Annotated in this window: 16 protein-coding genes, 1 tRNA gene and 3 pseudogenes; 16 read left to right on the plus strand and 4 right to left on the minus strand. The window is 64.3% G+C overall.

Features of this window, described 5'->3' with window-relative positions; all coding sequences use genetic code 11:
• Positions 1 to 7 precede the first annotated feature (7 nt).
• Both SPO_RS13850 and SPO_RS13855 read right to left on the minus strand, forming a co-directional pair.
• A complete protein-coding gene (locus tag SPO_RS13850) occupies positions 8 to 442 on the minus strand; it encodes an NlpC/P60 family protein (RefSeq protein ID WP_011048429.1) in 435 nt (144 codons plus the stop codon).
• Positions 439 to 657 (minus strand): annotated as a pseudogene (locus tag SPO_RS13855) (phage BR0599 family protein); the annotation flags it as partial. The pseudogene SPO_RS13855 and the gene SPO_RS13850, both read right to left, overlap by 4 nt.
• Before the next feature lie 80 nt (positions 658 to 737).
• Here SPO_RS13855 and SPO_RS22590 point away from each other — a divergent pair.
• From SPO_RS22590 to SPO_RS13900, 8 genes and pseudogenes are all read left to right on the plus strand, one after another.
• Positions 738 to 1496: pseudogene (locus SPO_RS22590) on the plus strand (IS5-like element ISSpo7 family transposase).
• A 21-nt stretch (positions 1497 to 1517) separates the two neighbouring features.
• Positions 1518 to 2144: pseudogene (locus SPO_RS13870) on the plus strand (recombinase zinc beta ribbon domain-containing protein); the annotation flags it as partial.
• Positions 2141 to 2581, plus strand: a complete 441-nt coding sequence (locus SPO_RS13875; RefSeq protein ID WP_051420383.1) for a hypothetical protein — start codon at positions 2141 to 2143, stop codon at positions 2579 to 2581. The pseudogene SPO_RS13870 and the gene SPO_RS13875, both read left to right, overlap by 4 nt.
• A gap of 57 nt (positions 2582 to 2638) precedes the next feature.
• Complete coding sequence (locus SPO_RS13880) at positions 2639 to 5341, plus strand: HsdM family class I SAM-dependent methyltransferase (RefSeq protein ID WP_011048432.1); 2703 nt, start codon at positions 2639 to 2641, stop codon at positions 5339 to 5341.
• Positions 5334 to 6638 carry a type I restriction-modification system subunit S gene (locus tag SPO_RS13885; protein ID WP_011048433.1) on the plus strand — a complete coding sequence of 435 codons (1305 nt, stop codon included), beginning with the start codon at positions 5334 to 5336 and terminating at the stop codon, positions 6636 to 6638. Before SPO_RS13880 ends, SPO_RS13885 begins: the two co-directional genes overlap by 8 nt.
• Positions 6635 to 10018: a type I restriction endonuclease subunit R gene (locus SPO_RS13890; protein WP_011048434.1), complete on the plus strand. Its 3384-nt coding sequence runs from the start codon at positions 6635 to 6637 to the stop codon at positions 10016 to 10018. The genes SPO_RS13885 and SPO_RS13890 overlap by 4 nt, the downstream gene beginning before the upstream one ends.
• The gene (locus SPO_RS13895; protein ID WP_011048435.1) at positions 10015 to 10728 is read left to right on the plus strand and encodes a SprT family zinc-dependent metalloprotease; all 714 of its coding nucleotides are present in this window, start codon (positions 10015 to 10017) and stop codon (positions 10726 to 10728) included. The genes SPO_RS13890 and SPO_RS13895 overlap by 4 nt, the downstream gene beginning before the upstream one ends.
• Before the next feature lie 77 nt (positions 10729 to 10805).
• On the plus strand, positions 10806 to 11744 hold the full coding sequence (locus SPO_RS13900; RefSeq protein ID WP_011048436.1) for a GIY-YIG nuclease family protein: 939 nt from the start codon (positions 10806 to 10808) through the stop codon (positions 11742 to 11744).
• 282 nt (positions 11745 to 12026) lie between these two features.
• Here the strand turns inward: SPO_RS13900 and SPO_RS13905 are convergent.
• Positions 12027 to 12116: transfer RNA gene (locus tag SPO_RS13905), tRNA-Ser, on the minus strand.
• Positions 12117 to 12324: 208 nt separating this feature from the next.
• On the opposite strand from SPO_RS13905, the gene SPO_RS13910 reads away from it, so the two are divergent.
• Genes SPO_RS13910 through SPO_RS13945 form a run of 8 tightly spaced genes read left to right on the plus strand, consistent with a single transcriptional unit; the run spans position 12325 to position 19477 of the window.
• Positions 12325 to 13206: an SPOR domain-containing protein gene (locus tag SPO_RS13910; protein WP_011048437.1), complete on the plus strand. Its 882-nt coding sequence runs from the start codon at positions 12325 to 12327 to the stop codon at positions 13204 to 13206.
• Positions 13207 to 13262: 56 nt separating this feature from the next.
• The gene (locus SPO_RS13915) at positions 13263 to 14390 is read left to right on the plus strand and encodes a D-alanyl-D-alanine carboxypeptidase family protein (protein ID WP_051420451.1); all 1128 of its coding nucleotides are present in this window, start codon (positions 13263 to 13265) and stop codon (positions 14388 to 14390) included.
• On the plus strand, positions 14387 to 15022 hold the full coding sequence (gene tmk, locus SPO_RS13920; protein ID WP_011048439.1) for a dTMP kinase: 636 nt from the start codon (positions 14387 to 14389) through the stop codon (positions 15020 to 15022). Before SPO_RS13915 ends, tmk begins: the two co-directional genes overlap by 4 nt.
• Positions 15019 to 16140, plus strand: coding sequence for a DNA polymerase III subunit delta' (locus SPO_RS13925; RefSeq protein ID WP_011048440.1), 1122 nt, complete (start codon positions 15019 to 15021; stop codon positions 16138 to 16140). The genes tmk and SPO_RS13925 overlap by 4 nt, the downstream gene beginning before the upstream one ends.
• Entirely contained in the window at positions 16137 to 16952 is an 816-nt protein-coding gene (locus SPO_RS13930) for a TatD family hydrolase (RefSeq protein WP_011048441.1), read from the plus strand. Before SPO_RS13925 ends, SPO_RS13930 begins: the two co-directional genes overlap by 4 nt.
• Complete coding sequence (locus tag SPO_RS13935) at positions 16949 to 17749, plus strand: MBL fold metallo-hydrolase (RefSeq protein ID WP_011048442.1); 801 nt, start codon at positions 16949 to 16951, stop codon at positions 17747 to 17749. The genes SPO_RS13930 and SPO_RS13935 overlap by 4 nt, the downstream gene beginning before the upstream one ends.
• Before the next feature lie 55 nt (positions 17750 to 17804).
• Positions 17805 to 18737 carry an AEC family transporter gene (locus SPO_RS13940; RefSeq protein WP_011048443.1) on the plus strand — a complete coding sequence of 311 codons (933 nt, stop codon included), beginning with the start codon at positions 17805 to 17807 and terminating at the stop codon, positions 18735 to 18737.
• A 41-nt stretch (positions 18738 to 18778) separates the two neighbouring features.
• Entirely contained in the window at positions 18779 to 19477 is a 699-nt protein-coding gene (locus tag SPO_RS13945; RefSeq protein WP_044028541.1) for a sirohydrochlorin chelatase, read from the plus strand.
• A 2-nt stretch (positions 19478 to 19479) separates the two neighbouring features.
• On the opposite strand, the gene SPO_RS13950 is transcribed toward SPO_RS13945, so the two are convergent.
• Positions 19480 to 20724, minus strand: coding sequence for a peptidoglycan-binding domain-containing protein (locus SPO_RS13950; RefSeq protein WP_051420384.1), 1245 nt, complete (start codon positions 20722 to 20724; stop codon positions 19480 to 19482).
• Positions 20725 to 20855: the final 131 nt, after the last annotated feature.

Here is a 20855-nt window from a genome sequence, read left to right on the forward strand (position 1 = left end):
CGAGGTCTCAGCGTTGCGGAAACAGGAAAGCGAAGGCGATGCGCCGCCGCCAGGCTGCCGTGAGCGGTTCCTCGATCACGCCCAGCCGCTCGTATGCATGGAGGAAGGTATCGGGCCCGGTCAGGATCTCGACATGCTTGGCGACGGCGCGGGGCTTCATGCGGAACAGTACCAACGCGCCGGGACCGGCGTCGGCGGGCGACATCTCGATCATCATGCGTCGGGCGCCGATCGCCAGCACCTCGCGCGGTCCGGTCTCGCCCCAGTCCCGGCTGTAGGGCGGGATCGGGAACGGCTCAGGGCCTACGACTTCGCGCCAGACCCCTCGGGCGAGACCAAGGCAGTCGCAACCGACGCCGCGCAAGCTCGCCTGGTCGTGATACCGCGTGCCGAGCCAAGACCGGGCTGCCGCGATTACCTTGTCAGGATCGGCGGTGTTCACAGCACGCCTCCGTCGTGACCACCGTCCTTGGTGGCATAGCGCAGCACCGCGTCCTGGCCGGGGATATGCGGGAAGCCCCGGAAACTGGAGGTGTTGGCGAACTTGGCGCCGCAGGTCTCGATCCGCTTGTCGCAGCCTGCGCGGATGGTGAAGGCGTCGCCTTCGGCGATGGCCCGCACCGGCGCTTCGAGCAGGGTCATCACAGCGATACCGTCCTCGACGTCATAGCTTAGGCTCCAGACCCATTGATTTCATACTTCTGGCGTGATTCAGGCTCCGCAAGGAGATCTGATCGATGAGCAATCTGTATTGGCTGACCGACGCCCAGATGGAGCGCCTGAAGCCGTTCTTTCCCAAGAGCCATGGCAAGCCCCGCGTCGATGACGCGTCGCGTCCTCAGCGGCATAATCTTCATCAATCGCAATGGGTTGCGTTGGTGTGACGCGCCGAAGGAATACGGCCCGGCCAAGACCCTCTACAACCGTTGGAAACGCTGGAGCGACAACGGGGTCTTCGCCCGGATCATGGTGGGCCTGGCCACCGAAAGCGCCGAGCACAAGACGATCATGATCGACGCGACCTATCTCAAGGCACACCGCACTGCGTCGAGCCTGTGCGTGAAAAAGGGGGGCGCGGGCGCCAAATCGGGCGCACCAAAGGCGGTATGAACACCAAGCTGCACGCCGTTGCCGATGCCAAGGGGCGGCCGATCGGGTTCTTCATGTCCGCCGGGCAGGTCAGCGATTATACCGGCGCCGCGGCTCTTCTGGGCAGTCTGCCGAAGGCGGGTTGGCTGCTGGCCGACAGGGGCTATGACGCCGATTGGTTCAGAGAAGCGTTGAAAGACAAGGGGATAAAGGTTTGCATCCCCGGCCGGAAATCCCGCAAGAAGGCCGTCAAATACGACAAGCGGCGCTACAAACGGCGCAACCGGATCGAGATCATGTTCGGCCGGTTGAAGGATTGGAGGCGCGTCGCCACCCGATACGACCGGTGCGCGGAAACGTTCTTCTCCGCGATCATGCTAGCCGCAACCGTTTTGTTCTGGTTATGACCCGAGAACGAGTCCTGAGCCTACCGGATGCTCAGCAACCGCGCCTACATCGGTGACGCGGTCCACAAAGGCGAAAGCTATCCCGGCGAGCACGACGCGATAATCGACCGCGAAGCGTGGGATCGCGTCCACGCCATCCTGCAGGAAAGCCCCCGCAAGCGTACCGCCCGGACTCGCGCCGACACGCCCGCACTGCTAAAGGGACTACTCTTCGGTCCCGATGGCGCCGCGTTCTCGCCGACCCATACTCGCAAGGGCGACAGGCTCTACCGCTACTACGTCAGCCAGACGGTGCTGAAGCACGGTGCCGGGTCATGCCCCGTGGGCCGCTTGCCAGCAGGGGAGATCGAGGCTGCGGTCATCGACCAACTCCGTGCAGTATTCCGCCAGCCGGAGATCGTGGCGGGGACGTGGAAAGCTGCACGCGTCCACGCCGACGGCATAACCGAATCCGACGCCCGCGCGGCCCTGCAGCAGCTCGATCCGCTGTGGGACGAACTGTTCCCCGCCGAGCAGGCACGCATCGTGACTTTGCTGGTAGAGCGCGTCGACATGCGCACAGACGGGTTGAACGTCCGGCAGCGCGTCGATGGGCTGAGCGGCCTCGCGCGCGAGATAATGTCCGGCGGGATCGGAGAAGCCGCATGACACGCGGCATGCCGATCCCCGAGACTGTCACGCTCCACATCCCGTTCCGCGTCGTGAAACGCGGCGGGCGGAAGGAGATGCAATTGCCGGACAGCGCCGCGCAACCGCGGCGGACTGACAACACACTCGTCAAGGCACTGGCGCGCGTGTTCCGCTGGAAGCGCATGCTCGAGTCGAGCGAGTACGCAACGGTCGCCGAATTGGCCGAGCGCGAGGGCATCGCATCCTCCTACATGACCCGCGTCCTGAGCCTAACCCTGCTCGCGCCCGACATCGTTGAGGCGATCCTGGACGGCAAGCAGGGGCCGAACGTGACGCTAGGGAGCGTTCTTCGGCCCTTCCCGCTTGACTGGAGCGGTCAGCATGACGCGATGGGAGCGGCCTCATCGAACGAGGACGACAAGCCTGTCCTTTCCTCGCGCTGTTCAATCGGCTAGTAGAATCGGAGGTTTGGGGCATCCAGCACGGTGTGCGAGGCCCCGCACATTCATTCCATGACCGGGGCGACTTTGGCAAAATTAACTCTCGAAAAACTTGAACGCCACCTGTTCGCGGCCGCCGATATCCTTCGTGGCAAGATGGATGCGTCGGAGTTCAAGGAGTACATTTTCGGAATACTGTTCCTGAAGCGATGCTCCGACGTGTTCGAGCAGCAGCGCGAGAAGATTCTGAAGGAACAACGTGCGCTTGGCCGGTCAGAAACGGAGGCCCTGCAGCGCGCAGATCATCCGTCCTCCTACACCAAAACCTTCTTCGTTCCTCCAGTCGCCCGCTGGGACAGACTCTTGAACGACGTCCACGCCAACGTCGCCAACGAGTTGAACAAGGCCCTCGAGGGGCTGGAAAACGAGAACCACAACGCCTTGAGGGGCGTGCTGGGGCACATCAATTTCGCCCGGAAGGTTGGCGAGTCGGAGATTCCGGACGAGCGGCTTCGCCGTCTCATCAGTCACTTCAACAAGTATCGCCTGCTCGACGAGGACTTCGAGTTTCCCGACCTCCTTGGCGCAGCCTACGAATACCTCATCAGCGAGTTTGCGGACTCTGCCGGAAAGAAGGCTGGCGAGTTCTATACGCCGCGCGGCGTAGTGCAGCTGATGGTCCGTATCCTCGATCCGCAGGGCGGCACATCGCTCTACGACCCCACCTGCGGCAGCGGCGGCATGCTGAACCAGGGCTACGAATACGCCCTGCAGCACGACGGCCGGCGGCTGAGCCTCTATGGCCAGGAGGACAACGGCGCGGTCTGGGCCATCTGCCGGATGAACCTACTCCTCCATGGCATCCCTGACGCCGACATTCGGAACGGCGACACGCTCGTCGATCCGAAGCATATCGAGGACGGCCACCTCATGCGATTCGACCGGGTGATCGCCAATCCGCCCTTCAGTCAGAACTACAGCAAGCGCGGGATCCAGTTCGGCGACCGCTTCCGCTTCGGCTGGTGCCCCACCACGGGCAAGAAGGCTGACCTGATGTTCGCCCAGCACATGCTGGCCAGCCTGAAGCAGACCGGGAAGATGGCTGTGGTGATGCCGCATGGCGTGCTGTTCCGTGGCGGCGAAGAGAGGAAAATTCGGATCGCTCTGCTCGAAGAGGACTGCATCGAGGCCGTGATCGGCCTGCCGCAGAACCTCTTCTACGGAACCGGCATCCCAGCCTGCATCCTTGTGATGCGCCACCCGGACGGGAAGCCGGACGCGCGCAAGGGCAAGGTGCTCTTCATCAACGCGGACCGCGAGCATCGCGAAGGGCGCGCGCAGAACTTCATCGACCCGGAGCACATCGAGAAGATCGTCAGCGCCTACGACGCGTTCGCTGACGTGCCCGGCTTCGCGGCGGTCATCGACAACACCGCCATCATCAAAGACGAAGCTGGCAACCTGAACATCCGGCGCTATGCCGACAGCAGCCCACCGCCCGAGCCCCACGACGTGCGCGCCCACCTTCATGGGGGCGTGCCGAAACGGGAAATCGAGAGCATCCGCCCGCATGCTCAGGCACAAGGCTTCGACGTCGACACGCCGTTCGTCGACCGCGATACCGACTACGCCGAGTTCGCTGATGCCGTCGAGAAGCGTGCCGATATCAGGGCCCAGGTCGAATCAAACCCCGGCGTTGCGACGCGGCAAGGTGAGATGGTCGCGGCCTTCGATACCTGGTGGTCGTCGGCGCGGACCGGGTTGGCCGAGCTTCCCGAAACCAAGCGCCTGATGCCGCTGCGTCGCGAGATGCTCGACAGCTTCGAGCCCGCCATGCTGCCGGTCGGCTGCCTCGACCGCTATGCGCTGATGGGCTCCATCGCGGGCTGGTGGGACGAAATCCGCTACGAGCTGCGCGTCATCGTCGAGAACGGGTTCGCCGAACTGGTCGACGGCTGGGTCGAGACATTGCGCTCGGCGCTGGAGGATGAAGACGCCGATGACGACGAGGACAGCGACGCCAAGAAGACCGTCAAGGTCACGCTGGAGGAGCTGCTCGCCCATCCCTTCGTGCGCCATCGCATGGCGGACTACGTCACCGAGCTGTCCGCTGCGCAGGCTGAGGTGGAGCGGATCAAGGCCGAGAAGGAAGCCTGGGAGACCGGCGACGGGGTCGAGGGCGCCGAGGACTGGCTGGACGGAGCCGAGGAAGGCAGCAACCTCGCCAAGGAGCTGGAAAAGCGGCGCAAGGAACTGCGCGCCGAAATGAAGGACGACGACAAGCGCCGGAAGGAGCTGGTGAAGACCACGGGCACCGGCAAGCCGTCCAAGGGCTCCATCGACTGGATGCGCGCGCAGGGCATGGATGTGCGGGAGTTCGAGGCCGAACTGACAGCGATCGAACACCGCCTCGCCCCGCTGGTCGAGGAGGCGGAGACCATCGACGCCATGCTCGCACCCTATGAGGCGATCAAGGAAGAGCTGAAGGAAGCGCGCGCCACGCTGCGGCGGCTCAAGGCGGCGTTCGTCGAGCGGCTGACGGCCGCACGAGCCGAACTGGACGACGACGATTGTCGCGAACTGGTGCTCGACATCGACCGCGAGCGACTACTCGACCGGCTTGAGCGCGCCCGCGTCCGCCGCGTCGGCGCTCTGGTGGCCGACTTGGAGCGTCTCTGGGACAAGTATCGCGTCAGCCTCGCGAGGATCGGGAGCCGGAGGGCGGACGCGACGGCGCGGCTTGATGGATACCTGAAGGAACTCGGGTATGCGTGAAGATCCCACGATCAGGATAGGAGACCTAGCCGATGGGATCAGGGGTGTCTCTTATCGCCCAGAGCATCTGCAAGAGGACTTTGGACGGGATCGAACGGTTCTTCTTCGCTCCACGAATATCCAAGACGGGCAGCTAGATTTCACATCGATACAGATCGTGCCGAGCTACTTGGTAAAACCCGCTCAGTCTGTTGGAGAGGGCGACCTTGTCGTTTGCATGTCGAACGGATCGAAGGCGCTTGTTGGCAAGGCGGCGCGATACAAGGGCGAGTACGGCGCGCCGCTCACTGTGGGAGCCTTCTGCTCAGTATTTCACCCGAAGACCGAGAGCGATTCCGCGTTCCTGCGTCACGTATTTCAGGGTGAGCAGTTTCGGCGAAGCATCGACATCATTCTTTCGGGAAGCGCAATCAACAACCTCAAGAACAGTGACGTCGAAGGGATTTCAATAAGGGCCCATAGCCCGACAGAGCGAGCGACGATCGCGGACATCCTCGATGCCATCGATGACGCGATCCTCGAAACTGACACGGTGATCGAGAAGCTCCTTCTAGTACATCAGGGGCTTGTTCACGACTTGACCACTCTCGGCTTGAGCAAATCAGGTGAGATCAGGCGCGCAGATCAACTTGAGGAATTCCACGAAACCGACTTGGGCCCGCTCCCACACTCATGGTGCGTGAAGTCAATTGGGCGCATGGCCAAAGACTTGGCTCTTGGAACGGCCGCGCGGGGTGCGAACGATGGACAGGATCAGCTGCGGCTTCTGAAGATGGGCAACCTTGGCTGGGACGCACTGGATACTTCGACTTGCGAGCTGATCGATGTCGACCGAGTTGTCCATTGGAAGGATGCCCTTCTCCTAGACGGCGATCTTCTTTTCAATACGCGGAACACGCCTGAGCTTGTCGGAAAGACAGCGGCATACGACCAAGACGACCAAAGGACGGTCTGCGACAATAATATCCTTCGTATTCGCTTTCCCTCCGAAGAGATGGATGGCCGTTTTGCAGCAGCCTACATGGCGAACGGGCGCGGAAAGTCGAGACTCATGACCCTCGCCACAGGAACGACATCGGTTGCGGCCATCTATTGGAGAGATTTGCGAGACTTCCAATTGCCGGTCCCTCCGCGTGAAGAACGAGAAGAGATTGTCCGGCGACTACAGGTCTCACGGGACACGATCCGTCGGGAAAAGGAGTCCCGCGTAAAGCTCTCCAACCTCCGCGAAGGTCTGCGCGATGACCTCCTCACCGGCCGTAAGCCTGTGGTGGCCATTCGTGAGGCTGCCGAATGAGCCAACAGGACCGTCTGGACGAATTGAATGTCGTCGAACGCCCGCTCCTGCGCCAGCTGGGCGTCATGGGTTGGACCCATGTCGAGGGCGCCGACGAGGACCCAAGCACCGGTCGCAAGGACTATCACCTGCTCGGGCGCGACACCTTCCAGCAGACGCTGTTGCGCGACCGGCTCGAGGCCGCGCTGCGCCGCCTGAACCGCAACGACGACGGGTCCGAATGGCTGGATGAACGCCGCATCAGCCAGGCGATCTCGCTGCTCGAGCGGCCGACCTCGCGGGACTTCATCGCGATCAACGAGGAGCTGCACGACAAGATCGTGCGCGGCGTCAATGTCTCGGGCCCCGATGGCGAGCACGAACGCCGCGTGCGCTTCATCGGCTTCGAGCCGGGCGACGAGAACGAATTCGTCGCAGTCAACCAGTTCCGCGTGGACCCGCCCGGCGCAGTCGGTGACCGCGGGTACATCGTGCCGGACATCGTGCTGTTCGTGAACGGCCTGCCGCTGGTGGTGATCGAGGCCAAGAGCCCCGCTGTCACCGACCCCATCGCGACCGCCATCGACCAGATGCGCCGCTACGCCAACCGGCGCGTGCCCGAAAAGAACGAGGGCGCGGAGCGGTTGTTCTGGACGAACCACCTGCTCGTCGCCACCGACTACTACGACGCCCGCGTCGGCTCGGTCACCGCCCGACCGGACGACTTCCTCCCATGGCGCTCGGTCAAGCCGGTCGGCATCGAGCAGACGCGCGCCGCGATGGACGAGGTGTGCGGCGAGATTGGCAAGGCGCCGGGCACGGAACTGGTGCAGCAGGAGGTTATGGCGGCGGGCCTGCTGCGGCCGCAGTACCTGCTCGATGCGCTGCGCTCGTTCACCGTCTACATGACGACGGACGACGGCGTCCGCATCAAGGTGGTGCCCCGCTATCAACAGTTCCGTTCGGTGCACATCGCGCTGCAGCGCCTGCAGGAGGGCAAGACCCGCCGTCAGGATGGCATGAGCGACCGCCGCGGCGGCATCATCTGGCACACCCAGGGCTCGGGAAAGAGCCTGACGATGGTGTTCCTGGTCAGGAAGCTCCGGACGATCGCGGCGCTCCGACGGTTCAAGGTGGTCGTGGTCACCGACCGCACCGACCTGGAGGATCAGCTGTCCAAGACGGCGAAACTGGCCGGCCAAGTCATGCGGGTCGCGCGGAACGCCGATGGCGCGAAGACGCATCTTGGCCGGCAGGAGCCGGACCTCGTGTTCGTCATGATCCAGAAGCTGCAGGAGCGGAACGGCGAAGGCGATGAGCAGGAGATCGTGTTCGCGGCCGAGAACGACGAGCAGCCTGACGCCAAGGGCGAGAACCTGCTGCCAGCCAAGACCGACGAGCTGCGCTCCGGCAAACTGGTCGCGAAGATCGGCGAGCGAAAGGCGTTCCCCGTCTTGAACGAGAGCGAGGACGTCCTCGTCCTCATCGACGAGGCGCACCGCTCGCACACCAGCGGGCTCCACCAGAACCTCCTCGACGCTCTGCCGAACGCCGCGCGCATCGGGTTCACCGGGACGCCGATCGAAGAGAAGAACAAGAAGAAGACGCGCGAGATCTTTGGCACCTACATCGATCGCTATCTCCTCCGGGACGCAGAGGCCGACGGCGCCATCGTGAAAATCCTCTACGAGGGGCGGGAGCTGAAGGCCGACGTCACGGACAAGGGCACGCTGGACGGCTTGTTCGACGCCACCTTTGCCGGAAAATCGGCCGACGAGCGCGAGGCGATCAAGGACCGCTACGCAACGCGTGCGCGTGTCCTCAACGCGGCTGACCCGCTGAAGGCCAAAGCGATCGATGTGCTCCGGCACTACATCGTCAACATTCTCCCCAATGACCTCAAAGCGCAGCTCGTCGCAGCGAGCAGGGAGTTGGCGGTCCAGTACGTCGACGCCTTGAATGACGCCCGCGACGAGATCGTTGCCGCCATCGAGGGCGCTGCAGACATCCTGAAGGATATCGCTCCGGAAGACGCGCAGGAGGCTGGCGGCGACGTGGCATTCCTCTCCACGGCGCTGCCCTATCTGGGCGCGATCAAGGCGCTCGAGTTCGCGGCGGTCATATCCGTGGACCACAACGACCTACCCCATCTGAAGGCCTGGGGCGGTGTTTCAGAGACGAAGCAGCGCATCGAACGCTTCAAGAAGCCGCTGTCCCAGGACGCGCTCGCGATCCTGGTGGTGAAAAGCAAGCTGCTCACCGGCTTTGACGCCAAGGTCGAACAGGCGATGTATCTCGACCGGGCCATATCGGGCGCCGAGCTACTGCAAGCCATCGCTCGCACCAACCGGACGGCGGGGGAGGCCAAGCGCTTCGGTATCGTCGTCGACTACTACGGTGTCGGAAAGAACCTCGCGGACGCTTTGGCGATCTACGACGCGGAAGACCAAAGCGATCTGACCGGCGGCATCGGAAAGCCTGAAGACCTCTTGCCGGAGCTGCGGCAAGTGCGTGACGCAGTGGTCAAACACTTCTCCGATGTCGGGATAACCCTCGGGTCCGACCTGCAAGCCTTCGTCGACGCATGCGTGGCCAAGCTGAAGGACCAGAAGTTCCGGGCTCAGTTCCTCGTTCTCGTCAAGAAACTCGTCGGCTTGTTCGCTGCCCTCATGCCGCGCCCCGAGGCACGGCCATTCACGCGTGACGTGAAGATTTTTGCGTTTATCGCCAAGGCTGCGGCCAACCTTTACCGCGATCGTTCGCTCGACGCCCGGGGGGTCGCCCACAAGGTTCAAGCCATGCTCGATGCCTTCATCGCGGCGCACGGCATCGATCCGAAAGTACCTCCAATCGAGATCCTAGACCCGAACTTTGCCGCCGAGGTGGCGCGAAAACCGAGCGGTCGGGCGAAGGCGGCGGAAATGGAAAACGCCTTGCGCCATCACATCTCGATTTCCTTCGAGAAGGACCCTGCGAAGTACAAAACGCTCAGCGATCGCCTTGAGGGCATTCTCACGAGCCACCACGAGGACTGGGATGAGATTGCCCGGCAACTTCAGGCGCTGATCGACGAAGCTACCGCTCGCTCCGATGGCGGCTTCTCGGTCCACGGTCTTGAACCTCATACCGAAGCTCCGATCTTCGGCATCCTCCGCCTGCGCTATGGCAATGATGATCGAGATGCGGACTTGGCAGAGCTTTCCGCTAAGATCGTTCAGCACTTACGAGAGGAAAGCGCTGTCTCAGGGTTCTGGGACAATCCGGTAAGCCAAGAGGAGGCCAGGCGCTGGATTTTCCAGCATCTCGACAACTGCAGCATCTTCGATTTCGGTGACTTGGACGCGATTGCTTCCGACTGCATGGGGGTAGCGAGGGCGAACCGAGCGGCATTTACGTCATGAGCGAAACGATCGAGATCGACGAGCTCGTCTTCTCAGTTAAGCGAAGCACAAGGCGGAGAACGGTCGGCGTTACGGTCGAACGAGACAAATCTCTCGTTGCCCATCTCCCGCAGGGAGTAGCGCTAGATGTGGCGACAAGGCTTATAGCCTCAAAGCTATTATGGGTTCACCAAAAGCTCGCTGAGCACGGCGAAACTGCGCGCGACGACGTTTTCCGGATCCCAGAGTTTGTGGATGGTGAAGGCTTCCATCTGCTTGGGAAGCACTATCGCCTCAAACTCGTCGATGTTCCCAAGAACGTGACCGGTGTGCCGAGCGTCAGGTTCGAGGGCGATCGGATTCTGTTGCGGCGAGAGCAAGCTGCCTCGGGGGGCAAGCGGATTGAAGAATACTATACTAGGGCGGCACATCCTTACCTGAATGAGACTGTTCAGAGGTGGAAGAGAATCGTTGGTGTGGAGCCCGGGCGCTTCGTCCAGGTAATGGATCTTGGATACAGGTGGGGCTCATGCAGCGAGGACGGGACATTGAACTTCCACTGGCGGACAATGCAGCTGCCACCCAGGATCATCGAATATGTTGTCGTGCACGAGCTAGTGCACATCAAGGTTCCAAACCATTCAGAAAAATTCTGGAAAATGATCGGTTCAGTCATGCCAGACTATGAAAGCCGTAAAGCTTGGCTGAAGCAAAAAGGTGGCGAACTTTGAAGGCATTGGCACAAAATCGTGTGTTCTTTGACGCCCATTCTAAATTGGCGGCATAATTCAATCATTCGGTCACCTTCATGAAGCCCCGCTCGATCAACATTTTCCTTCTCGACGGCGATCCGAACGGCATTCGGGTGGCACAGATCTCGATGTCAACTATCCAAGCCATTGCCTTTCGACGCAATCAGCTACGTCGGGTTCGGGAAGCTTTCCCGGAGATCGAACGGCCAGGCGTCTACATCCTCATCGGTGCCGATGAAGACGCGCAGGACAGGCAGCTTGCGTATATCGGCGAGTCCGAAGGCGTCGGCGCACGACTATCGTATCATAACTCGAATGAGGCCGGTCGCGATGCCAAAGGATTTTGGACCGACACGGTCGTGCTAATCAGCAAGGACGAGAACCTGACCAAGAGCCACGCGCGCTATGTCGAAGCCTGCCTGATCCGGGGCGTCGTTAGCAATCCCCGCTGGACCCTGCCCAACACGCGCACGCCGTCTGACGACGCGGGCAAGCTACCACTCCCCGACCGCGCAGCCATGGACGAGTTCGTGGATCAGACAAAAACGCTGGTTGGAGCCCTGGGCTGGGATCTCTTCCGAGAAGTCCGCGGTCGAGCACCGGAGCAGACGGCAGGGCGAGAACTGCCAGAGGCTGAAATCCATGAAAGCCCTCGGTTCTTCTTCCGAGGCGAGGGCTTCGCGGCAGAGATGGAAATTGGGCCCTCCGGGGATTTCGTCGTCGCAGCAGGTTCGAGGGCAAGGGTCCGGACGACGCGAACAATACCGAGAGGGACGGTCACGCTCCGGAACACTCTGGTCGAGAAGGGTGTCCTCCGCGAGGAAGGCGATTTTCTTGTCTTCACAAGCGCCTACAGCTTCACGTCTGCCTCTGCCGCAGCTGCGGCGGTCATTGGTGCGAGCGCCAATGGCCGGATCCTCTGGAAGCTCCCGGACGGACGCAATTACGCTGACTGGGAAGCCTCTCAAGGCATGTCAGACTGCGCCTCCGAGTGAGGCCGCCAAGGCGGTAGCAAGTTGGAATTCTGTTCCATCTCGCTAACGCCACCCACGTCGAACCGCTTCGCGGACGATCTCAAAAAGTTTTCCGCTTTCAGTTACTTGCAAGAAATTCACCAAATCCGCGCAGTCATGAGGTCCGGAGAATATCGCCCCTAAGAGACCGCTTCCGGGCCGCCCGGCGCCGACGGCGGTGCTCAGCCCCTCCCGCATAACCCTCGAAAACAACGAGAAAATCCGGCCGTAGCCGGATCGGGAGAACGCTTTCGCGAGGGCAAGTGGCGGGGAGACAGGGATTCGAACCCTGGGATGGCTCTCACCATCAACGGTTTTCAAGACCGCCGCATTCGACCACTCTGCCACCTCCCCGGTCGCATTCCCTCTAAGCGCTCGCCCGCGGCGAGGCAAGAGGGCCATCGGGAAAACTTGCCGAAGCCTGTGCAGCAGGCTTTCAAAGGGCAGGTCTGCGCGTTATGATCCGCCCCAAAGCGGGCCCCTGCGCCCGCAGCAGCGCAACGACCGGACAACCGGCAGCGGGGCCGCGCGCGCCCCGGATACAGGCAAGGAAACGTACGACATGCACCGCAAGAGCCCACCCGCCCGCCCGCTGACCCGGTTACCGGCCCTGGGGCTTGGCCTGTTGTTGCTGGCCGGTTGCGAAGAAGGCGCCAACCTGTCCCTGTTCCAGCCAAAGGACAAGGAGGCCGCCACCAGCAGCGAAACCCGCAGCACCAAGCTGGTCGAGCGCGATGTCGAAGCACCCGAGGTGTTCCAGGTGACCGAGGCCGGTCTGTGGGACGGGCGCCCCTCGCTGGGCGGTGTCTGGGTGGCGCATCCCGACGTCAAGGAACCCGAGCGGGTGATCATCCGCAACGCCACCAACGACAAGTTCGTGATCGGCGCCCTGTTCCGGCGCGAGCGCGAGATTCCCGGCCCCCGCATCCAGGCCTCGTCCGATGCCGCCGCCGCGCTGGGTATGCTGGCCGGTGCCCCGGTCGAGTTGAACGTGACCGCGCTGCGCCGCGAAGAGGTGCAGGAAGAACCGCCGCTGGACGAAACCATCGCCCAGGCCGATGCGGTCGAACCGCTGCCCGAAGTGGCCGAAACCACGCTTGACCCGGTGGCCGGTGCCGCCGCCGCGATCGAGGCGGCCGCCCCCAGCCCGGCTCCGGCCGCAGCCCCCGCTCCGGCAACGCCGCCCAAGCCCAAGGCGCAGGCCTCCTCGCTGGACAAACCCTATATCCAGATCGGCATCTTCAGCGTCGAGGCCAACGCCAAGAGCGCTGCCGATCAGATGCGCTCGGCGGGCATGGTACCGACGATCCGGCAAGAGACGACCAGCGGCAAGAGCTTCTGGCGTGTCGTGGTCGGCCCCGCCCAGTCGAAATCCGAACGCACCGCGCTTCTGAAACAGGTTCAGGGCACCGGGTTTTCGGACGCCTATGCAGTGAAGAAATAAGACGGGAGGCTTTCCCAGTGCCGTTTACCATCCGCTCCGCCCTGCTGGCCCTGGGCATGGCCCTGACCGCCCTGCCCGGGTTCGCCTATGACACCTCGGCCCGCGCCGCCTATGTGCTGGATCAAAGCACCGGCACCGTGTTGCTGACCAAGAACGCCGACGAAGCGCTGCCGCCCGCGTCGATGTCCAAGCTGATGACGCTCTATGTCACCTTCGAGGCACTGCGCGACGGGCGCCTGACCCTGGACGAGCGCCTGCCGGTCTCGCAGCACGCGATGAGCTATGGCGGCTCGACCATGTTCCTCAATACCACCGACCGGGTGCGGGTCGAGGACCTGCTGCGCGGCATCATCGTGCTCAGCGGCAACGATGCCTGCGCGGTGATCGCCGAGGCGCTCAGCCCCGATGGAACCGAGGCCGGGTTTGCCCGCTTCATGACCAAGCGCGCCCAGCAGATGGGCATGACCCGCTCGACATTTGCCAATTCCAACGGCTGGCCGGCGGCGGGGCATCTGATGTCGGTGCATGATCTCGCGGTGCTGGCGAACCGGCTGATCACCGATTTCCCCGAGTACTACCCGCTGTTTGCCGAGACCGAGTTCGCCTTTGACGGCCGCGCGCCGTCGAATGTGCGCAACCGCAACCCGCTGCTCAAGCTCGATATCGGGGCCGACGGACTCAAGACCGGGCATACCGCCGAGGCGGGCTATGGCCTAGTGGGGTCGGCCCGTCAGGGCGACCGCCGGGTGATCTTCGTGCTCACCGGTCTCGAGAGCGAGGCCCGTCGCGCAGAGGAGGCCGAAGCGATCGTGAACTGGTCCTTTCGCCACTTTGCCACCAAAACCGTCGCCCGCGCCGACGCCCCGGTCGCCCAGGCCCAGGTCTGGATGGGAGCAAAACAATCGGTAGGTCTGGTGCCGGCCGAGGATCTGAGCCTGCTGCTGCCGGTCCTGTCCGACAAGCGGATCGAGGCCGAAGTGGTCTATGACGGCCCGATCAACGCGCCCATCGCCAAGGGCCAGCAACTGGCCGAACTGGTGATCAAGCCCGACGACCTGCCCGAAATCCGCCGCCCGCTGGTTGCGGCCGAGGCGGTGCCGGCGGGTGGCTTCGTTGTGCGGATCAAGACCGCCGCCAACCTGCTGCTGCGCCAGCTCAACGCCGGACCGGCGGAGGCGATGTGAGCGGTACAGGACTGTTCCTGACCTTCGAAGGTATCGACGGATCGGGTAAATCCACCCAGGCGCGGCTGCTGGCCGAGACCCTGCGCGCGGCGGGCCATGACGTGGTGCTGACGCGCGAGCCGGGCGGCTCGCCCGGGGCCGAGGAAATCCGCCGTCTGGTGCTTGAAGGCGATCCCGACCGCTGGTCGGCGGAAACCGAGATCCTGCTGTTTACCGCCGCCCGGCGCGACCATCTGGAACGCACCATCGAACCGGCGCTGGCCGCGGGTCGCGTGGTGATCTGCGACCGTTTCGCCGACAGCACCCGCATGTATCAGGGTCTATCGCGCGGCGATCTGCGCCAGCTGGTCGACCAGCTGCACGCGCTGATGATCGGGCGCGAGCCGGACCTGACCCTGTTGGTTGACATGGATCCCGAAACCGGCCTGAGCCGTGCCAAGGGCCGACAAGGCAGCGAGGAACGGTTCGAGGATTTCGGCCCCGAGCTGCAACAGCGCATGCGCGCCGGATTTCTCGACCTGGCGCGGGAATATGCCCACCGGTTCCGCATCATCGACGGCAATCGCGACATGGACAGCGTGGCGGCGGATGTGACAGAGATCGTTCTGACCCATCTGAACCGGACCCGATGACCGACGAGATCCCAGCCCCGGACCAGGCGCCCGGCGCGCCGCATCCGCGCGAGACGCCCCGCCTGTTTGGCCAGGACGCCGCCGAACAGGCGTTCCTGAGCGCCTATGGCTCGGACCGGCTGCATCACGGCTGGCTGCTGACCGGGCCCGAGGGGGTGGGCAAGGCAACGCTGGCCTGGCGCATCGCGCGCTTTCTGCTGGCCACACCGCCACAATCCGACGACGGGCTGTTCGGCGCCCCGCCCCCGCCCGATACGCTCGACATCGACCCCGAACACCCGGTTGCGCGCCGGATGCAGGCGGGGGCCGAACCCGGGCTGGCGGCGATCACCCGCTCGCTTAACGATCAGGGGCGCCTGCGCGCCGAGATCGTGGTCGAGGATGTGCGCAAGCTGGGCCGCTTCTTCGGTCTCAGCGCGGCCGATGGCGGGCGGCGCGTGGTGATCGTGGACAGCGCCGACGAGATGAACACCAGCGCCGCCAACGCGCTGTTGAAGATGCTCGAGGAACCGCCCGCGCGCACCACGCTGCTTCTGGTTTCACACCAACCCTCGCGCCTGTTGCCGACCATCCGCTCGCGCTGTCGCACCCTGCGCCTGACACCGCTGTCGCCCGCCGACATGCAATCGGCGCTGGAACAGGCCGGCGCCGGGACCGAGGTGATGCCCGAACATCTGGCCGCACTCGCCTCTGGCTCGGTCGGGCGGGCGCTGCGGCTGCTGAACCTCGATGGTCTGGCGCTTTATGCCGAGCTGATCGCGCTTCTGGATACGATGCCCCGACTCGACCGCCCGCGCGCGCTGGCGCTGGCCGAGGTTGCCGCCGCGCGCGGCGCGGCCGAACGGTTCGACCTGCTGCTGGGGCTCATCGACATCGCGCTGGCACGGCTGGCGCGCAGCGGGGCCACCGGCATGCCCCCCCAGCCCGAGGCCGCGATGGGAGAGGCGCAGGTTCTGGCCCGCCTCGCCCCCGACCCCGACAGCGGCCGCCGCTGGGCCGATGTGGCGGCCACCATCTCGGCCCGGGCCCGGCACGGGCAGGCGGTGAACCTTGACCCCGCAGCGCTTGTCCTAGATACGGTGTTCAAGATGCAGGATACCGCCAGCTGGGGCCGATGAGCACGACCGACACCACACCCGAGATCACCGACAGCCATTGCCACCTCGACTTCCCCGACTTCGAGGGGCAGCTGGACGAGATCGTGGCCCGCGCCGCGCGGGCTGGCGTGACCCGCATGGTGACGATCTGCACCCGGCTGAAGAACGAACCCGCCGTGCGCGCCATTGCCGAGGCGCATGCGCCCGTCTTCTATGCCGCCGGCACCCACCCGATGAGCGCCGCCGAGGAACCCATGGCCACGGTCGAGGAGCTGCTGGCGCTGGCCCGGCATCCGAAATTCGTCGGCATCGGCGAGACCGGGCTCGACTATCACTACACCGCCGACAGCGCCGAGGTGCAGCAGCGCTCGCTGCGCGTTCACATCCGCGCGGCGCAGGAAACCGGCCTGCCGCTGATCATCCACGCCCGTGCCGCCGATGACGACATGGCCCGCATCCTGGCCGAGGAATACCAGCGCGCGCCCTATTCCTGCGTGATGCACTGTTTCTCCTCCTCGCCCGCGCTGGCGCGAGCCGCACTTGATCTGGGGTTCTACCTGTCGATGTCGGGCATCGCCGCCTTTCCCAAAAGCCAGGAGTTGCGCGATATCTTCGCCGCCGCACCGCTCGACCGTCTTCTGGTCGAGACCGACGCCCCCTATCTGGCGCCGCCGCCCCATCGCGGCCGGCGCAACGAACCGGCCTATACCGCTCATACCGCACGGGTCGGGGCCGAGCTGTTCGGGCTGGATTACGCCGATTTTGCCGCCCGCACCCAGGCCAACTTCGACCGGCTGTTCACCAAGGCTGCCCGTTTCAAGGCCGCCGCATGAGCGACGAGCTGCGCTTTACCATCCTGGGCTGCGGCTCGTCCGGGGGAGTGCCGCGCCTGGGCGGCCATTGGGGCGACTGCGACCCGACCAATCCGCGCAACACCCGTCGCCGCTGCTCGATGCTGGTCGAGCGTGAAAGCGACGCAGGCGTGACAACCGTGCTGATCGACACCACGCCGGACATGCGCAGCCAGCTTCTGGATACCGGCACCGGGCGGCTTGACGCGGTGGTCTATACCCATTCCCATGCCGATCATGTGCACGGGATCGACGATCTGCGCATGATCGTGTTCAACATGCGCGCCCGCATTCCCGTCTGGGCCGATGGCGATACCCAGAACGCGCTGCTGTCGCGCTTTGGCTATGCCTTTGTGCAACCCGATGGCTCGCCCTATCCGCCCATCCTGAAGATGAAGACCATCGCGGGCCCCTTCGAGGTGGACGGCCCCGGTGGGCCGATCGCCTTTCGCCCGTTCCGGGTCGGCCATGGCTCGATCGACAGTCTGGGCTTTCGCATCCACGACCTGGCCTATCTGCCGGACGTGGCCGAGATCTATGACGCGGCCTGGGCCGAGTTGCAGGATCTCGATTGCTGGGTGCTGGACGCGCTGCGCCGGACCCCGCACCCGACGCATGCGCATCTGGACAAGTCGCTGGACTGGATCGCACGCGCCGCGCCCCGCCGGGCGGTGCTGACCAACATGCATATCGACCTGGATCACGACACTGTGGCCGCCGAAACCCCCGATCACATCACCCCCGCCTATGACGGGATGGTGATCCGCTACGCGCTCTGAGGCCGCCCTGCTGACGCGCCCTCATATGCCACCGCAACAAAGGGCAGGCTAGGCCATGTTCCAGGCGCTGATAGATGTGGTTCTGCCGGTTTTCCTGGTGATCGGCGCGGGGTACTGCACCACCTTTGCCGGATATTTCAAACCCGAGCATATCGACGGGGTGATGCGGTTCACCCAGGGCTTCGCCATCCCCTGCCTGCTGTTTCGCGCCATTGCCAATCTGGATCTGAACGCGGGCTTTGACCCGGCGTTGCTGGCCAGTTTCTACATGGCGGCGTTCTTATGTTTCACCGCGGGCCTGCTGGGCGCCCGGCTCCTGTTCAACCGCGATTGGGAAGACAGCGTCGCCATCGGCTTTTGCTGCCTGTTCTCGAACTCGGTCCTCTTGGGCCTGGCCATCACCGAGCGCGCCTATGGCCCCGAAAACCTGGTCGGCAACTATGCCATCATCGCCATCCACTCGCCCTTTTGCTATGCGCTGGGGATCACCACGATGGAGGTGATCCGCAATCGCGGGCGCGGCGGGCGCAAGATGGTGACCTCGGTCCTGAACGCCATGTTCCGCAACGTGCTGATCCTGGGGATCGCGTTGGGCTTTATCGTCAATCTCAGCGGGATCTCGCTGCCCCAGATCGCCGATGACGCGCTGTCGCTGATCATCCGCGCGGCGCTGCCCGGCGCGCTGTTTGCGCTGGGTGGTGTGCTGGTACAGTACCGGCCCGAGGGCGACACCCGCGTGATCGTCTATATCTGCGCCATCTCGCTGCTGCTGCATCCCGGTCTGGTCTGGCTGTTCGGCTCGGCGCTGGCGCTGCCGCAGGACCTGTTCCGCTCAGGCGTGCTGAACGCGGCCATGGCGCCGGGGTTCAACGCCTATATCTTTGCCAATATCTATGGCCGCGCCAAACGGGTCGCCGCCTCGTCGGTGCTGGTGGCAACCGCTGCCTCGATCCTGACCGTGTGGATGTGGTTGATGCTCTTGGGGTGAGTTGGGTTGACTTCGCCGTCCCGCGCCCCACAACTCGGACCATGACAGAGACAACCGCCCTGATCGTCGCCCACGGCCAGCCCTCGGACCCGGACCCGGCCGAGGCCGCGCTGGCCCGCTTTGCCGCCCGCGTCGCCGCCTCGGCGCCCGGGTTGAGCGTGCATTCGGCAACCCTGGCCGCTCCGGGCCGGCTGGAGGCCGTGCTGGAAGGGCTGCCCGAAACGGTCCCCATCTATCCCCTGTTCATGGCGCGGGGCTGGTTCGTCACTTCGGCCCTGCCGCGCCGTCTTGGCGGGCGTGCGAATCCGATCCTCGATCCGCTGGGGATCGACCAGGGCCTGCCCGCCCTGATCGCCGCGCATCTGGCAAAGGAGCTGGACCAGCGCGGCTGGCCCCTGGCCGACAGCGCGCTGGTTCTGGCCGCCCATGGTTCGGGGCGCAGCCGCAACCCAAGCGCGGTGGCCAATGGCTTTGCCGAGCAGCTCCAATCCCATCTGGGGCTGGCACGCCTGTCCGTGGGCTTTGTCGAAGAGACGCCCTCGATTACCGAGGCTGCCCGGAGGCATGGCGCGATGTCGCTTTGCCTGCCGTTCTTCGCCTGCGCCGGCGGCCATGCGAACGAGGACGTGCCGCAAGCGCTGGAACAGGCGGGTTACGCCGGTGATCTGCTGCCGGTATTGGGCGAGCTGCCGCCTGTTCCGGCGCTCATCGCGCGCCGGATTTCCGAGGCGGGCCGCTAGGCTCAGTTGCCGCTGGTCGAGGCCGAGAAGACCGGGATCGCCGGCGCCGCCGCGGCCGAGGTCGAAGCTTCGTTAAGCACCGCCACCCGCTCGGACGTCTGACCCAATACGCCGGACCCGCTCTGCGCCGCGTTCAGCGCCAGCCGCATCCACTCGCCAGCCCGCGCCATACCGACCGGAGCGCCAAAACCCTGACGCAGCTGGTGGCTGACCACCTCGCCATAGCCAAGCTGCCCGGCCGAGGCCAGCAGCGTCGCCGAGGCCAGCGCCATTTCCGCGTTATCGGTACGATAGCCGACGCCGAGGCAGATCTTGCCGCCCGAGATCAGGCTTGCCATCGGCTGGCCGGAATTCTGCAGGAAGGCCGAGGTTGCGGCGACCACCTCGGAGGGGGCCTTGGTATCGATCCCGACCATCTGCGGTGCCATCGCCTGGGCCAGGCCGGCGCATTGCTGCTCGACCTGCACGGCGGTCATGTTAGGTATGGTCACCTCAATCTGGCTCGCCTCGGTCATCGCCTGGCTGCGCGCCTGGCAGAATTGCTCGTTGAGCGCAAAAACCGGTTCACGCACCTGTCCCGGACGGCTGGGACCGCCGTTCGAGGTGGTCAGCAGATTGACCTCGTTGCAATGGGCATTGATCGAGACAGGCCCTGGCTGGGCAAAGCCGAAATTGGGCAGGGCCGCGCCGGTCGCCGCACGGGCAGTGACCACTTGGGAGGGCTGAACGGCCTGTGGCGCCGTCATCGCCATATGGGTCTGGGGCTGCACCGGTTGCACACCTTGCGGGGTCTGGATACCCAGCTGCTCGTTGCGATAGGTGCGCAGCAGCCCCCCCTGCCCCTGGCTGGCCAGGATCTGGTTATAGGGGGCCACATGGGCGCTGGCCAAAGCGCGCTGATGCGAGGTCAGCAGGAAGCCGCGCTCGTGATCGTCCAGATAGCCGTCGATCGGATAGCCCATATCGGACTGGAAATGCGAAATACCGGAACGGCTGCGCCGACCCAGAGACCCATCGACGGTGCCGACATTATAGCCGAAATAGTTCAGCGCGCTCTGCACTTCGCGGTTCTGCTGGCGCTGGGCCGAGGAGACACCGCTCGATTGATAGGTCCTGCGCTGGGTCTGCTGGCGCTGGCGCTGCTTGTTCTTGTGAACCTCGTTCACGATCAGGCCGCCCAGCAGGGCGCCTCCGATCAGCGCCGCAGCCTCATCGGCCGCCGCCCGCTGGGCCGGTACCACCACCATGCTGGCAGCTACGAAAGATGCACATAGGCGTCGTTTCATCATGTCAATGACCTTTCCCTCTTGCCATTGACCGCGCGTAGTCGGGCGCGCAACGGCCCGGTTTCGAAAATGACCTAAACTGGATCAATGCG

Source organism: Ruegeria pomeroyi DSS-3 (genome assembly GCF_000011965.2).
Classification (GTDB): Bacteria; Pseudomonadota; Alphaproteobacteria; order Rhodobacterales; family Rhodobacteraceae; genus Ruegeria_B; species Ruegeria_B pomeroyi.

Bases quoted from the DNA above. Each gene is read 5' to 3' on its own strand.
- SPO_RS13900 (WP_011048436.1), top strand. From the start codon at position 10,806: ATGAAGCCCCGCTCGATCAACATTTTCCTTCTCGACGGCGATCCGAAC.
- SPO_RS13940 (WP_011048443.1), top strand. From the start codon at position 17,805: ATGTTCCAGGCGCTGATAGATGTGGTTCTGCCGGTTTTCCTGGTGATC.
- SPO_RS13935 (WP_011048442.1), top strand. From the start codon at position 16,949: ATGAGCGACGAGCTGCGCTTTACCATCCTGGGCTGCGGCTCGTCCGGG.
- SPO_RS13925 (WP_011048440.1), top strand. From the start codon at position 15,019: ATGACCGACGAGATCCCAGCCCCGGACCAGGCGCCCGGCGCGCCGCAT.
- SPO_RS13950 (WP_051420384.1), bottom strand. From the start codon at position 20,724: ATGGTGGTGGTACCGGCCCAGCGGGCGGCGGCCGATGAGGCTGCGGCG.
- SPO_RS13875 (WP_051420383.1), top strand. From the start codon at position 2,141: ATGACACGCGGCATGCCGATCCCCGAGACTGTCACGCTCCACATCCCG.
- SPO_RS13930 (WP_011048441.1), top strand. From the start codon at position 16,137: ATGAGCACGACCGACACCACACCCGAGATCACCGACAGCCATTGCCAC.
- SPO_RS13910 (WP_011048437.1), top strand. From the start codon at position 12,325: ATGCACCGCAAGAGCCCACCCGCCCGCCCGCTGACCCGGTTACCGGCC.
- SPO_RS13895 (WP_011048435.1), top strand. From the start codon at position 10,015: ATGAGCGAAACGATCGAGATCGACGAGCTCGTCTTCTCAGTTAAGCGA.
- SPO_RS13915 (WP_051420451.1), top strand. From the start codon at position 13,263: ATGGCCCTGACCGCCCTGCCCGGGTTCGCCTATGACACCTCGGCCCGC.
- SPO_RS13890 (WP_011048434.1), top strand. From the start codon at position 6,635: ATGAGCCAACAGGACCGTCTGGACGAATTGAATGTCGTCGAACGCCCG.
- SPO_RS13945 (WP_044028541.1), top strand. From the start codon at position 18,779: ATGACAGAGACAACCGCCCTGATCGTCGCCCACGGCCAGCCCTCGGAC.
- SPO_RS13885 (WP_011048433.1), top strand. From the start codon at position 5,334: ATGCGTGAAGATCCCACGATCAGGATAGGAGACCTAGCCGATGGGATC.
- SPO_RS13880 (WP_011048432.1), top strand. From the start codon at position 2,639: ATGACCGGGGCGACTTTGGCAAAATTAACTCTCGAAAAACTTGAACGC.